The sequence below is a fragment of the Citrobacter enshiensis genome (assembly GCF_029338175.1).
Lineage (GTDB): Bacteria > Pseudomonadota > Gammaproteobacteria > Enterobacterales > Enterobacteriaceae > Citrobacter_D > Citrobacter_D enshiensis.
The window spans coordinates 314,863-329,488 of sequence record NZ_CP119862.1; the positions used below are offsets into that span (position 1 = coordinate 314,863).

A 14,626-nucleotide genomic window follows, 5' to 3' on the forward strand; every position below is an offset into this window, starting at 1 on the left:
CGATGGAAAGCAAACGTCTGGACAATGCCGCGTTAGCGGCGGGGATCAGCCCCAATTATATCAATGCCCACGGTAAACCGCAGTCGATTGGCGCCGAAACCAAACGGCGTTTGCTTGACGCCATGCATCGCACCACCGCCGCCACGAAGGTGGCGGTGACTCCCGTGCCAAATGTGATGGTGTATACCGCAGGCAAAAAGATGCCGCTGGCGGTCGAAGGGAGTGGGGAGTTTACCTGGATACTGACCACCGAAGAGGGGGCGCAGCACAAAGGGCACGCCACGGGCGGCAAAGCATTTCATCTTCCGGCAAAGCTGCCGGAGGGCTATCACACGCTGACATTAACCCAGGGCGAACAGCGTTCGCACTGCCGGATCATTGTGGCGCCGAAGCGCTGCTACGAACCTCAGGCGCTGCTGACGGGCCAAAAGCTGTGGGGTGCATGTGTGCAACTCTACACCCTGCGTTCAGAGCGTAACTGGGGGATTGGCGATTTTGGCGATCTCAAGGCCATGCTGGTAGACGTGGCGAAACGCGGCGGTTCCTTCATTGGATTGAATCCCATTCATGCGCTCTATCCGGCGAATCCCGAAAGCGCCAGTCCGTACAGCCCTTCTTCACGCCGCTGGCTGAATGTTATTTACATTGATGTGAATGCAGTAGAAGACTTCCGCCAGAGCGAAGAGGCGCAGGCCTGGTGGCAGATGCCGGAAACTCAACAGACGCTGCAACGTGCGCGGGACGCTGAATGGGTGGATTACACCGCCGTGACGGCGCTGAAAATGACGGCGCTGCGTATGGCATGGCCTGGTTTCGCAGCTCGTGATGACGAGCAAATGGCTGAGTTTCGTCACTTTGTCGAACAGGAAGGCGAAAGCCTGTACTGGCAGGCCGCGTTCGACGCACTGCATGCTTATCAGGTGAAAGAGGACAAATTGCGCTGGGGCTGGCCGGTGTGGCCGCAGGCGTATCAGTCGGTGGACTCTGTGCAAGTCAAACAGTTCTGCGAAGCGCATCGGGATGAGGTGGATTTCTATCTCTGGCTGCAGTGGCTGGCGTATACCCAATTCGCCGCCTGTTGGCAAACCAGTCAGGGATTCGACATGCCGATTGGCCTGTATCGTGATCTGGCCGTGGGCGTCGCACAAGGCGGTGCGGAAACCTGGTGTGACCGTGAGCTATATTGTCTGAAAGCCTCTGTCGGCGCGCCGCCGGATATCCTCGGCCCGCTCGGTCAGAACTGGGGATTGCCGCCAATGGATCCCCACATTATCACGGCGCGTGCCTATGAGCCGTTTATCGAGTTACTGCGCGCCAATATGCAAAACTGCGGCGCGCTGCGTATCGACCATGTGATGTCGATGCTGCGTTTGTGGTGGATCCCCTACGGTGAAACGGCAGATCATGGCGCTTATGTTCATTATCCGGTGGACGATCTGCTCTCCATTCTGGCGCTGGAAAGTCAACGTAATCACTGTATGGTGATTGGCGAAGATTTGGGTACCGTGCCGGTGGAGATCGTCAGCAAATTGCGCAATAGCGGCGTCTATTCTTACAAAGTCCTCTATTTTGAAAATGACCATGAGAAGACCTTCCGTGCGCCGAAAGCGTACCCGGAACAATCAATGGCTGTCGCGACGACGCATGACCTTCCTACGCTGCGTGGCTATTGGGACAGCGGCGATCTGACGCTTGGCAAAACGCTGGGACTCTACCCGGATGAGACAGTCCTGCGTGAGTTGTATCAGGATCGCGAGCAGGCAAAACAAGGGCTGCTGGATGCGTTGCACAAGTATGGCTGCTTGCCAAAACGCGCAGGGCATAAGGCATCGCTGATGTCGATGACGTCGACGCTCAATCGTGGCCTGCAGCGTTATATTGCAGACAGTAATAGCGCGCTGCTGGGGTTGCAGCCGGAAGACTGGCTGGACATGGCGGAGCCGGTCAACATTCCGGGTACCAGCGAACAGTACAAGAACTGGCGGCGTAAACTGGCGACCACCCTTGAAGAGATGTTTGCCGATGATGAGGTGAACAAGCTGATTAAGGATTTGGATAAGCGGCGAAAAGCGGCAACGAAGAAGAAGTAACAACCAAAACGCCGGGGCTTACTTACCCGGCGTTTTCTTATCTGTAACGCAGGCTGAGCGACGTCGTTGTAGACCAGGCGCCATCCGGCAATGTGCCGCACCACGTCTGATGACGCTACGCGACACGGTGAACGCTAAGCATAAAAAAACCGGGGATTTCCCCGGTTTTTTTTGTCTGGAACGTGCGGTGTTAAACCACCATACCCAGCAGCAGACACCCTACCAGGCCGCAGACAGAGATAATGGTTTCCAGCATGGACCATGATTTGATGGTCTCGCCGATGGTCAGGTTGAAATACTCTTTGAACAGCCAGAAGCCTGGATCGTTCACGTGGGAGAAAATCACGCTACCAGAACCTACGGCAATAACCATCAGTTCCGGGCTGACGCCAGTGGTGGCAATCAGCGGTGCCACGATACCACCCGCAGTAATGGCGGCAACTGTCGCTGAACCCAGCGCGATACGCAGGACGGCAGCGATAGACCACGCCATCAGAATCGGGGAGATGTTGGTTTCGTGCATCATAGAGGCGATGTACTTATCAACGCCGCTATCAACCAGAACCTGTTTGAACGCACCGCCACCGCCGATGATCAACAGCATCATGGCAATGATTTTGATGGAAGAGGACAGAGTCTCGTTAATCTGATCCATTGAACGACCACGGTTCAGACCGAAGGTGAACATCGCAATCAGGACCGCAATCAGCGTCGCCATAACCGGGTCGCCGAGGAATTCTGCGACAGCCAGGAAAGGGTGACCTTTAGGCAGGCTCATCTCTGCAACGGCGCGGAACGCCATCAGGATCACCGGTACCAGGGAAGTCCAGACGCTGACGCCGAAGCCAGGCATCTCTTCTTCAGTAAAGGTTTTGGCGCTGTACAGACCTTCCGGAATTGGTTTGTCGATACCTTTCAGGCAGCGAGCAAAAACAGGACCGGCCAGGATAACGGTTGGGATTGCCAGAATGGTACCGAACAGCAGGGTTTTACCCATATCTGCATGGAAAATGGTCGCAATGGCCGTTGGGCCCGGGTGCGGCGGCAGGAAGCCGTGGGTTACAGAAAGCGCGGCCGCCATCGGTACGCCGACAAACAGCAGTGGGATATTGGCAGCAGCAGCGATGGTGAACACCAGCGGCAGCATCAGCACGAAGCCCACTTCGTAGAACAGGGCAAAACCCACGGTGAAGCCGGTTAACACGACAGCCCACTGGATGTGTTTTTTACCAAATTTGGCAATCAACGTGGTGGCGATACGCTGCGCGCCGCCACAATCTGCCAGCATTTTGCCCAACATGGCGCCGAAACCCATAATCAGGGCGAGGCTGCCCAGGGTTCCACCAACACCAGCCTTGATGGAGCTAATCACTTTAACCAACGGCATGCCTTGCATCAGACCGACTGCAAGCGCTACCAGGACGAGAGCGATAAATCCGTTCATTTTGAAGCGGATCATCAGAAGAAGTAACAAGATGACACCGATAGCAACGATGACTAATGGCATGATTTACCTGGCCTTTACTTTGTTATGGGTAACGTCAGTGTTTAGATGACAAAATCCGGTTTTCCCAACGGGGAACAGAACCGTAGCGGCACCAGTACTGAGTGCCTTCGAAACTCTTTAGTTTAGTCGGCTGTTATGGGGTGGTTAGGTGCCCATACGAATGATACGGGTAACATGTATGAGTTGAGAATCACCCAGGCAGGCAAAATTTGAATTATGAGACGCAGGTCATGTTATGAGGTCGGATCTTTCAGGAAGGAGAAGGCAAATACAGGCCCGGTGAGCATGGCGTCACCGGGCAAAGGCAGGCTCTTAGTAGTAAGAGTGCTCACCGCGCTGGTGTTCGGTCAGGTCGCGAACGCCTTTCAGTTCAGGGAACTCGTTCAGCAGCTGTTTTTCGATGCCTTCTTTCAGGGTGACATCGACCATAGAACAGCCGTTACAGCCGCCGCCAAACTGCAGAATGGCGTAGCCTTCGTCGGTGATCTCCATCAGCGTCACGCGGCCGCCGTGGCCCGCCAGCTGTGGGTTGATCTGCGACTGGATTGCGTATTCCACGCGCTCCATCAGCGGCGCATCATCAGCAACTTTACGCATTTTCGCGTTTGGCGCTTTCAGCGTCAGCTGAGAACCTAGCTGGTCGGTCACAAAATCAATTTCGGCATCTTCCAGATACGGCGCGCTCAGCTCATCGACATAGGCAGTGAGCAGGTCAAATTTGATGGCGGTGTCGGTTGCTTCCACGGCGTCCGGCGGACAATAAGAAACGCCACACTCAGCGTTAGGCGTACCGGGATTGATCACAAATACGCGGATTTGTGTCCCTTCTTCCTGATTTGCCAGCAGTTTGGCAAAGTGCGCTTGTGCAGCCTCGGAAATATGGATCATAGTAATGGCCTAATAGTTGACTATTTTAGTTGGTTATAATACGCCCATCATCGAGGCTCTACAAGGTTCGACACAGGCACCATACCTGGACAGTCGCTGCGCCGTTGCGTAAAAGCAGTTGCGCGATCTCCGCGACGGTACTTCCGGTAGTGACGACATCATCCACAACAACCATATGGAGTCCCCGCACCGGCAATTCAAGGCGAAATGCGTTTTTCAGGTTACGTTTGCGTAATCTGGCGCTGAGATGGTGCTGGGTGGCCGTCGCCCGGACCCGCGTCACGGACTGACTATCCCAGGCGCATCCCAGCCAGCGCGCCAGCGGGCGGCATAAGAGGTCGGTTTGGTTAAATCCCCTGCGCCAGTGGCGGCGCTGCCAAAGCGGTACGCTGACTATCCGGTCAGGTAACCGGAGACCAGTGGTGCGGCGCGCCAGTAATACCTCCTGCAATAGCAGACGTGAAAGGGCGACGGCAATTTCACAGCGGCGGGAAAATTTAAGCTGGTGGATAAGCGAACTCAGTGGCGGGGCATAGTCGCTAACGGTGACCAGCCGTTGCCAGGGGGGCGTTTTTTGCAGACAGCGCCCACAGGGGAGAGTGGCATGTGTGGCCGGTAAACCGCACTGCGGGCACAGGCAAACGCGGCAGCGTACCGACTGTGCGCATACCGAACAAATTCCCCAATGACCGAGCGCCAGCGGCATTCGGCATAGCCAGCATAAACCCGGTACTGTTAGCATATGCGCATCCTTGTTAGCTAAAAGAGAACAGTAACTGATGAATGACATCTGGTGGCAGACCGAAGGTCAGGGAAATTGTCATCTTGTGCTGCTGCACGGATGGGGATTGAACGCAGAAGTCTGGCATTGCATAAGCGCGGAACTGGCTTCGCATTTCACCCTGCATCTCGTTGACTTACCGGGTTTTGGCCGGAGTCAGGGATTTGGCGCAATGACGCTCGAGGCCATGGCGGAATGCGTGCTGAAACAGGCGCCGGATAAAGCCGTTTGGCTCGGCTGGAGTCTGGGCGGATTGGTCGCCAGTCAGGTGGCGTTAACGCATCCTGAACGTGTTCAGGCGTTGGTTACCGTTGCCTCATCACCACGTTTTAGCGCTCATGAAGCGTGGCCGGGCATCAAACCGGAAATTTTAGCCGGTTTTCAACAGCAACTGAGTGAAGACTTCCAGCGTACGGTGGAGCGTTTTCTGGCGCTGCAAACGCTGGGAACGGAGACGGCGCGTCAGGATGCGCGGGCCTTGAAAAAGGCCGTACTGGCGCTGCCCATGCCGGAGGTCGAGGTGCTGAACGGCGGTCTGGAAATCCTCAAAACCGCCGATCTCCGTGAGCAGCTAAAAGCACTGACCATGCCGTTTTTGCGTCTGTACGGTTATCTGGATGGTCTGGTGCCGCGTAAAGTGGTTCCGATGCTGGACGCGTTATGGCCGGAAAGTGAGTCTGAAGTCTTTGCGAAAGCGGCACATGCGCCGTTTATCTCGCATCCTGATGCGTTTTGTCAGGCGTTAATCGCCGTGAAGGATAAGCTGTAACCGCAGCGTGTTGCCCGGCGATGTGATTTTCGCCGGGCCTTGTGCGGTGGGCTACCGTAGCGACCACCACTCGCGCAGACACGCTTTCCCCTCCGGGCAGCTCTTACAACTTCCGGAGAGGCACCCGTCGGCGTCCTCCTGAATGCGCACGGCTTTACCCATGTTCTCCAGTTGACTCAGCATCGCATCAATCATGGGTTGCGGGGTATTAAGTGTGTGGCTAATTTGCTTAGCCTCCATCCGTCCCCGCAGTGCCAGTAAATCACGAACCTGAATAAGTGAAGCCATTATTCGCCGCCTTAGTGGCAGTCGCCCGTTGAGCTGGCGCAGCAGGAACTTGCCGTTTTACGCGTAGCCAGCAATTCGATATCCACACGGCTACGGGCGCGACGCAACAGACCCAGCACCACAATGTTGAACAGGATGACCGCCAGAATGCAGACCAGACTGTAGGTCGGGTGCTGGCTGTAGCTGGCCACCTGATAAAACAACGTCGACAGTGAGTAGGCGATGTTCAGACCCCACAGAATGGAGAAGCCCATCCAGCCGCGACTGGATTCACGAGAAATAGCGCCCATCACCGAGATGCACGGTACATACAGCAGGACGAAAATCAGATAGCTGTAGGCTGCTGCCGCGCTACCGAATTTGGCGCCCATCACGCCCATTGCGCCTGTCGCCATTTCGCCGTCGCCTTTGCTGGCTTCAATCGGGTTCGCCAGTACGCTGAGGCTGAAGGTATCTTTCAGGCTCTGCCAGGTTTCGTCTACCGCGCCCATCAACTCGTCACCGAGGTTGAACTCTGCGGGGTTGAACTCCTCTTCCTGGATGTTTTCTGCGGTGTAGAGCGTGTTGAGTGTACCGACCACGACCTCTTTCGCCATTGCACCGGTAAACAGCCCTACCGTTGCCTGCCAGTTATCTTCATGAACGCCAATCGGTTTAAAGATGGGGGTGATCACGCGGCTCACGGAAGCGAGAGCAGAGTCGTTGATGTTGTCGACGATTTTCCCGTTCAGGGAGAAGCTGTTAAAGGCACTGAGGAAAATACTGACGATGATGATCACTTTACCGGCGCGCAGGACGAAGCCTTTCAGGCGCTGCCAGGTTTGAATGACCAGACTCTTAATGTGCGGAACATGGTAGACCGGCAGTTCCATAACAAACGGAGAGGCTTCGCCACGCATGATGGTGTGTTTGAGCATCAGGCCGGTCAACACCGCCATCACAATACCGAGCACGTAAAGTGAGAAGACCGCCAGCGCGCCATTCTGACCAAAGAACGCGGCGGCAAAGACCGCAAAAATCGCCAGACGTGCGCCGCAGGACATAAACGGCGCCATCATGATGGTCATCAGGCGTTCACGCGGCGCATCCAGGGTACGCGCGCCCATCACCGAGGGTACGTTGCAACCAAAGCCCACAATCAGCGGTACAAATGACTTACCCGGTAGCCCCAGCGCTTGCATCAACCGGTCCATCACAAACGCTGCGCGCGCCATGTAACCGGAGTCTTCAAGGAACGAGAGGAACAAGTACATCATCCCGATCTGCGGCACCAGCGGCAGAACGGTGTTGATCCCACCGCCAAGGCCCTGGGCCAGGAAAATAGTTAACCACTCCGGGAAGTGAAGGGTGTAGCCAATCCACTGGATACCATGCACAAACAGTGCGACCGAGCCGACGTCAAACAGCGGCTGTAAAGCACCACCGATGTTAATGGCAAGCAGGAACATCAGGTACATGACGAACAGGAAAATCGGCAGGCCGAGGAAGCGGTTAAGGATGATTTTATCCACCGCCGTGGTGAAACGGCTGGGTTCGGCGGTCAGCGTATTGCTCACCACGTCGCAGATGGCGGCGATACACTGGTAACGCGCGTCGGCGATGTGCAGCGCCGGGTCTTCCATCGTTTCGCTTAAGCGAGTTATTGAGGCGTCAAGACGTTGCGCGGCGTCACCGGCATACGCGCGGCTATAGATATCACCTTCCAGCATCTGCAGACCGAGCCAGCGGCGCTGTTGCAACGGCATATCCGGGGACATCGCATCAGCCAGCGAATGGGCTTCACGTAACAGCGGTTGGGCATAATGCACCAGCTCAACGCTGTCATTTGCCTGATGGCGGTCGATGGCTAATTTCAGCGCTTCAATCCCGCGACCCCGCGTGGAAACCAGCGGTACGACCGGACAGCCAAGGCGTGCGGAAAGGGCATCAATATCAATACGGATCTGCTGTTTTTCAGCAATATCCAGCATGTTGAGTGCGACAATGCAGGGAATGCCTAATTCAAGCAGTTGTAACGTCAGGTAGAGGTTACGCTCAAGGTTAGAGGCATCGACCACGTTGATCAGCAGGTCAGCGTCGCCGCTCAGAATGTAATGGCAAGCAATTTGCTCATCAAGCGAGGTTTGCGACGAAATGGTGGTCAGCGAATAGGTGCCGGGTAAATCGACCAGCGTGACCTGGTTATCGGTCGTGGCGAACTGACCCTCTTTACGTTCGACGGTAACGCCAGCCCAGTTGCCCACGCGCTGACGCGCACCGGTGAGCTGGTTAAATAAGGTTGTCTTGCCGGAATTTGGATTGCCAATTAAACCAATGGTTAATTTTTTCATTTTTATAGACTCACTGTATTAACAGGAAACCGCTTCCACTTCTAATAAGGCCAGATCTTTTTTACGCAATACCAGGCTAACACGACGCGTTTCGATATGAATAGGGTCGCCTAAGGGCGCAACGCGCACCACATTAAAAGAGGAGCCGGGCAGCATGCCGAGGGAAAGCAGTTTTTGACGGTACGCCGGACTGATTTCACGGGCAAAGCCGGTAATTTTCCACGCAGTGTCTGGAGTGAATTGCATAGGGGCCTACTTTGTTTCTCGCTAACTGGATGTTTACCTCATGCGGTGCGCTAAAGCGGAGGGCATGAGACCAGATGATTAGCCAACGAAGGAAAGATTAAATAATCAACAGTACAATGATAATGAGAATGGTTTCTATCATCAATACTTAAAATGTGACCGAATGTGGTTTTGTATAATAAATTGAACCAATCTTGATATGGCTCAACATTTATTCCCCTTACGGACAGGTAATGCCCTTCGGCAATAATTAACCCTCTTAATGTTTAATTAACGTTTTATATGTTAACGATGTGATAATTAATAGTGTCATCCTCACCTGATGAAATTAATTAACAGATTCATTCTGCAGACGTTAATTGTTAAACCGTAAATGGATTTGCTTGTCGGGAAGAAAGGGGCGAAACGTTGAGAATCTGAGAAAAACGGAATGCTGCTTCTGGCACGAGAGCCGTGCCAGAAGCAGGAAGACGCAAACAAAACCGGCGTTAGCGTTTTTTACCCATCGCTGCGGCCAGCGCGTCCATCATGGCGCTGTTACCGGAAGGTTGAGCGTCGTGACCGCGCGGTTTCGCCGCTTTTGCCGCCGGGCGATTGCCCTGGGCACGTTCATTGCTGCCACTACTGCGACGGGCGTTAGTTTCACCTGGCTGTTCGTCCAGACGCATGGTCAGGGCAATACGCTTACGTTGCAGGTCTACTTCCAGCACCTTCACTTTAACGATGTCGCCCGCTTTCACCACGGTATGGGGATCTTCAACGAACTTGTTCGACAGGGAAGAGATATGCACCAGACCGTCCTGATGGACGCCGATATCCACAAATGCGCCAAAGTTAGTCACGTTGGTGACTGCGCCTTCCAGGATCATGCCAGGCAGCAGATCGTTCATGGTCTCCACACCATCGGCAAACTGAGCGGTTTTAAACTCCGGACGCGGGTCGCGACCCGGTTTTTCCAGCTCTTTGATGATATCGGTGACGGTCGGCACCCCGAAGCGTTCGTCAGTAAAGTCAGACGCTTTCAGGTTACGCAACTCGCTGCTGTTGCCCATCAGGTCGCGCAATGACTGTTCGGTGGCGGCCAGAATGCGTTCGACGATGGGGTACGCTTCCGGGTGAACGGTGGAAGCATCCAGCGGGTTATCGCCATGGTTGATACGCAGGAAGCCCGCACACTGTTCAAAGGCTTTTGGCCCCAGACGGCTCACTTTCAGCAACTGTTGGCGGTTCTGGAACTGGCCGTTCTCATCGCGCCAGCTCACGATATTTTGCGCCATCATCCGGGTCAGACCTGCCACGCGGGTTAACAGCGGCACGGAAGCCGTGTTCAGATCGACGCCGACGGCGTTTACGCAGTCTTCGACCACGGCGTCCAGTTTACGGGCGAGCTGAGTCTGGCTGACGTCATGCTGGTACTGGCCTACACCGATGGATTTCGGATCGATTTTTACCAGTTCGGCCAGCGGATCTTGCAGACGTCGGGCGATAGAAACCGCACCGCGCAGCGAAACGTCGAGGTCCGGGAACTCCAGTGCCGCCAGTTCGGAAGCCGAGTAAACGGATGCGCCGGCTTCGCTGACAATCACCTTCTGGGCGGTCACTTTCGGGAACTGTTTCTGTACGTCGAGGAAGAAACGCTCCGTTTCGCGCGATGCGGTGCCGTTGCCGATGGCGACCAGCTCAACGTTGTATTTTTCGCACAGCGCGGCAACCGCGACGGCGGCTTTGGCTGCCTGACCGGTATGCGGGTAAATGGTGTCGGTGGCGACCAGTTTACCGGTACCGTCAACAACGGCGACCTTCACGCCGGTACGCAGACCCGGATCGAGACCCATGGTGGCGCGCAGACCGGCAGGCGCTGCCATCAGCAGATCGTGCAGGTTACGGGCGAAGACGTTAATCGCTTCATCCTCCGCGCGCTCGCGCACGGTTCCCATCAGCTCGGTTTCGAGGTGCATCAGCACTTTAATACGCCATGTCCAGCTCACTACACCTTTGCGCCAGCTGTCCGCCGGGGCGTTGTTCAGGCGCAGGCCGAGGTGGTCCTGGATAATCTGTTCGCCGTGGCTCTCTTTCGGCGGCTCATCGAACTGCGGATCGGCATTCAGTGAGAGCTGTAATACGCCTTCGTTACGACCGCGGAACATCGCCAGCGCGCGGTGAGACGGAACGGAGGAGATCGGTTCGTGATGGTCGAAATAGTCGCGGAATTTCGCGCCTTCTTCCTCTTTGCCTGCCACTACGGTCGCCACGATGTGGGCGTTTTTCCACAAATAATCACGCACTTTCGCCAGCAGAGCGGCATCTTCGGCAAAACGCTCCATCAGGATGTAACGCGCTCCGTCGAGCGCTGCTTTGGTGTCAGCCACGCCTTTTTCGGCATCGATATATTTGGCGGCTTCTGTTTCCGGGTCGTTAGACGGGGCGGTCCACAGCAGGTCGGCCAGCGGCTCAAGGCCTGCTTCGATGGCGATTTGCCCACGGGTACGGCGCTTCGGTTTATAAGGCAGATAGAGATCTTCGAGTTCGGTCTTACTTAACGTACCGTTGATGGCATTTGCCAGCTCATCGGTCAGTTTGCCTTGCTCGGAAATAGATTTGAGGATCGACTGACGTCTGTCTTCCAGTTCGCGTAAATACCCCAGACGCGTTTCCAGGTTACGCAGTTGCGTATCATCCAGACCGCCGGTGATTTCCTTACGATAACGTGCGATAAACGGCACGGTGTTCCCTTCGTCAAGCAGGCGAACGGCAGCTTCTACCTGTTCGGCGCGTGCCTGAATTTCGCCCGCAATAATGCGGCAGAAAGAATCATTCATCATGGATTGGCTTCATCTACTGAGTAAAAATCAGGGAATAGTTATACGGACTGACTGGCAAAAATGCCAGTCATCCACAGGGGCTTCGGATTGTTCCTGCTCATTTTACGTATTCGATCGTATTAACGTACCAGCTCGCTTCTCCCGCAGGCGTGTTCACCACGGCGAGATCGCCCACCTCTTTTTTCAACAACGCGCGCGCCATCGGTGAGTCGATAGAGATGTAATCCTTACGGCCGAAAATTTCATCATAACCGACGATACGGAAGCGACGGGTATCACCGTCGTCATTTTCGATTTCCACCCATGCGCCGAAGAACACTTTGCCTTCCTGCTGCGGGGAGTAGTCGACAATTTTGAGATTTTCCATGCATTTGGTGAGATAACGGACGCGGCGGTCGATCTCACGCAGTCGCTTTTTATTATACTGGTAGTCGGCATTCTCGCTGCGGTCGCCAAGACTTGCGGCCCAGGTCACTTTTTTGGTGACTTCAGGGCGCTCTTCACGCCAGAGATAATTTAGCTCTTGTTTGAGTTTTTCGTACCCTTCCCGGGTAATCAGGGGCGTTTTCATCTTATTGATTTACCTTCGACGCTGTGATTATGCGCACAATTAGTATTACGCGACGTAATCAACAGAATAAATAATGTGCCGCAAGTTTCATTGTATACTTAAGCTGCTGTTAAATATGCTTTGTAACAATTTAGCCTGGAATTCATACCAGAATTCACTGGTGACGAACGTGAGCTTTCTTAAGAATACACACTTACAATTGTTGCGAACCTTTGGGAGTACAAACAATGCAAGAGAATTATAAGATTCTGGTGGTAGATGACGACATGCGTTTGCGCGCGCTTCTGGAGCGTTATCTGACCGAGCAGGGCTTCCAGGTTCGAAGCGTCGCCAACGCTGAGCAGATGGATCGTCTGCTAACCCGCGAATCCTTCCATCTCATGGTACTGGATTTAATGTTGCCAGGTGAAGATGGCCTGTCAATTTGCCGTCGTCTGCGTAGCCAGAGCAACCCAATGCCGATCATCATGGTGACTGCCAAAGGTGAGGAAGTTGACCGCATTGTGGGGCTGGAAATCGGTGCTGACGATTATATTCCTAAACCGTTTAACCCGCGTGAACTGCTGGCGCGTATTCGCGCGGTGCTGCGCCGTCAGGCGAACGAGTTGCCGGGCGCCCCTTCTCAGGAAGAAGCGGTCATTGCCTTCGGGAAGTTCAAGCTGAATCTGGGCACCCGCGAGATGTTCCGCGAAGATGAGCCGATGCCGCTGACCAGCGGTGAGTTTGCGGTTCTGAAGGCGCTGGTGAGTCACCCGCGTGAGCCGCTGTCGCGCGATAAACTGATGAACCTGGCGCGTGGCCGTGAATACTCCGCAATGGAACGTTCCATCGACGTGCAGATTTCTCGTTTGCGTCGCATGGTGGAAGAAGATCCGGCACACCCACGTTATATTCAGACCGTTTGGGGTCTGGGCTATGTCTTTGTGCCGGACGGTTCTAAAGCATGAGGCGAATGCGCTTCTCGCCACGAAGTTCATTTGCCCGCACGTTGCTACTCATCGTCACTTTGCTGTTTGTCAGCCTGGTGACGACCTATCTGGTGGTGCTGAACTTTGCGATTCTGCCGAGCCTCCAGCAGTTTAATAAGGTCCTCGCCTACGAAGTCCGTATGCTGATGACAGATAAACTGCAGCTGGAGGACGGCACGCAGCTCGTTGTGCCTCCCGCGTTCCGCCGGGAAATTTACCGTGAGTTGGGAATTTCCCTCTACTCTAACGAAGCCGCCGAAGAGGCCGGCCTTCGTTGGGCGCAACACTATGAATTCTTAAGCCATCAGATGGCGCAGCAGTTGGGTGGCCCCACGGAAGTTCGCGTCGAGGTCAACAAAAGCTCGCCCGTCGTTTGGCTAAAAACCTGGCTATCGCCCAACATTTGGGTGCGTGTGCCGCTGACTGAAATCCATCAGGGCGATTTCTCCCCACTGTTTCGCTATACGCTGGCGATAATGCTGATGGCGATAGGCGGCGCATGGCTGTTTATTCGTATCCAGAACCGACCGCTGGTGGATCTAGAGCATGCGGCGCTGCAGGTCGGGAAGGGCATTATTCCGCCGCCGCTGCGTGAGTATGGCGCGTCGGAGGTGCGCTCCGTTACCCGAGCCTTTAACCATATGGCGGCGGGCGTGAAGCAACTGGCGGATGACCGCACGTTGCTGATGGCGGGGGTGAGCCACGATCTGCGTACACCGCTGACGCGCATTCGTCTGGCCACCGAAATGATGGGCGAAGAGGACGGTTACCTCGCGGAGTCCATCAACAAAGATATCGAAGAGTGCAACGCCATTATCGAGCAGTTTATCGACTACCTGCGCACCGGGCAGGAAATGCCGATGGAGATGGCCGATCTTAATGCCGTGCTGGGCGAAGTCATTGCCGCGGAAAGTGGCTACGAGCGCGAAATCGACACCGGACTACAACCGGGCACTATTCTGGTGAAGATGCATCCGTTGTCGATTAAGCGTGCGGTCGCCAATATGGTGGTCAACGCGGCACGCTATGGTAATGGCTGGATTAAAGTCAGTAGCGGGACGGAGCCTCATCGCGCCTGGTTCCAGGTTGAGGATGACGGTCCGGGTATTAAGCCGGAGCAGCGCAAACACTTGTTCCAGCCGTTTGTACGCGGCGATAGCGCCCGTAGCACCAGCGGTACCGGGTTGGGTCTGGCGATTGTGCAGCGTATCGTTGATAACCATAACGGCATGCTGGAGATTGGCACCAGTGAGCGGGGCGGACTCTCTATTCGTGCCTGGCTGCCGGTTCCGATGGCTCGCATTCCGGCGTCAATCAAGGACGTTTAGAAAAGACGTATAAAAAAGGGAGGCTAAATGCCTCCCTT

The 14,626-nt window shown here is 54.9% G+C and carries 12 protein-coding genes; 4 read left to right on the forward strand and 8 right to left on the reverse strand.

Translation table 11 applies throughout. The features are described 5' to 3' along the window. Positions 1-2 precede the first annotated feature (2 nt). On the forward strand, positions 3-2,090 hold the full coding sequence (malQ, locus tag P2W74_RS01405) for a 4-alpha-glucanotransferase (RefSeq protein WP_276293628.1): 2,088 nt from the start codon (positions 3-5) through the stop codon (positions 2,088-2,090). 190 nt (positions 2,091-2,280) lie between these two features. On the opposite strand, the gene gntT is transcribed toward malQ, so the two are convergent. From gntT to gntX, 3 genes are all read right to left on the reverse strand, one after another. Beyond that, positions 2,281-3,597 (reverse strand): gluconate transporter, encoded by a 1,317-nt coding sequence (gene gntT / locus P2W74_RS01410; RefSeq protein ID WP_203359719.1) that lies wholly within the window; start codon positions 3,595-3,597, stop codon positions 2,281-2,283. Between the two features lie 312 nt (positions 3,598-3,909). Next, complete coding sequence (gene nfuA / locus P2W74_RS01415; protein WP_271444015.1) at positions 3,910-4,485, reverse strand: Fe-S biogenesis protein NfuA; 576 nt, start codon at positions 4,483-4,485, stop codon at positions 3,910-3,912. Positions 4,486-4,543: 58 nt separating this feature from the next. Further along, positions 4,544-5,227 (reverse strand): DNA utilization protein GntX, encoded by a 684-nt coding sequence (gntX, locus tag P2W74_RS01420; protein WP_276293629.1) that lies wholly within the window; start codon positions 5,225-5,227, stop codon positions 4,544-4,546. A 37-nt stretch (positions 5,228-5,264) separates the two neighbouring features. Here gntX and bioH point away from each other — a divergent pair, with 37 nt between their 5' ends. Further along, entirely contained in the window at positions 5,265-6,035 is a 771-nt protein-coding gene (gene bioH, locus P2W74_RS01425; protein ID WP_276293630.1) for a pimeloyl-ACP methyl ester esterase BioH, read from the forward strand. A 51-nt stretch (positions 6,036-6,086) separates the two neighbouring features. On the opposite strand, the gene feoC is transcribed toward bioH, so the two are convergent. The 5 genes from feoC to greB form a co-directional block, all read right to left on the reverse strand. Beyond that, positions 6,087-6,323, reverse strand: coding sequence for a [Fe-S]-dependent transcriptional repressor FeoC (gene feoC / locus P2W74_RS01430; protein WP_276293631.1), 237 nt, complete (start codon positions 6,321-6,323; stop codon positions 6,087-6,089). A gap of 11 nt (positions 6,324-6,334) precedes the next feature. Beyond that, complete coding sequence (feoB, locus tag P2W74_RS01435; RefSeq protein WP_276293632.1) at positions 6,335-8,653, reverse strand: Fe(2+) transporter permease subunit FeoB; 2,319 nt, start codon at positions 8,651-8,653, stop codon at positions 6,335-6,337. 18 nt (positions 8,654-8,671) lie between these two features. Next, entirely contained in the window at positions 8,672-8,899 is a 228-nt protein-coding gene (gene feoA, locus P2W74_RS01440; RefSeq protein WP_162380549.1) for a ferrous iron transporter A, read from the reverse strand. A gap of 488 nt (positions 8,900-9,387) precedes the next feature. After that, positions 9,388-11,721, reverse strand: coding sequence for a Tex family protein (locus P2W74_RS01445; RefSeq protein ID WP_276293633.1), 2,334 nt, complete (start codon positions 11,719-11,721; stop codon positions 9,388-9,390). A 97-nt stretch (positions 11,722-11,818) separates the two neighbouring features. Continuing rightward, positions 11,819-12,292: a transcription elongation factor GreB gene (gene greB, locus P2W74_RS01450; RefSeq protein ID WP_192610720.1), complete on the reverse strand. Its 474-nt coding sequence runs from the start codon at positions 12,290-12,292 to the stop codon at positions 11,819-11,821. A 227-nt stretch (positions 12,293-12,519) separates the two neighbouring features. Between greB and ompR the strand changes: the two genes are divergently transcribed. Both ompR and envZ read left to right on the forward strand, forming a co-directional pair. Further along, positions 12,520-13,239: an osmolarity response regulator transcription factor OmpR gene (gene ompR / locus P2W74_RS01455; RefSeq protein ID WP_001157751.1), complete on the forward strand. Its 720-nt coding sequence runs from the start codon at positions 12,520-12,522 to the stop codon at positions 13,237-13,239. Continuing rightward, positions 13,236-14,588, forward strand: coding sequence for a two-component system sensor histidine kinase EnvZ (gene envZ / locus P2W74_RS01460; RefSeq protein ID WP_276293634.1), 1,353 nt, complete (start codon positions 13,236-13,238; stop codon positions 14,586-14,588). Before ompR ends, envZ begins: the two co-directional genes overlap by 4 nt. The last annotated feature ends 38 nt before the right edge of the window (positions 14,589-14,626 follow it).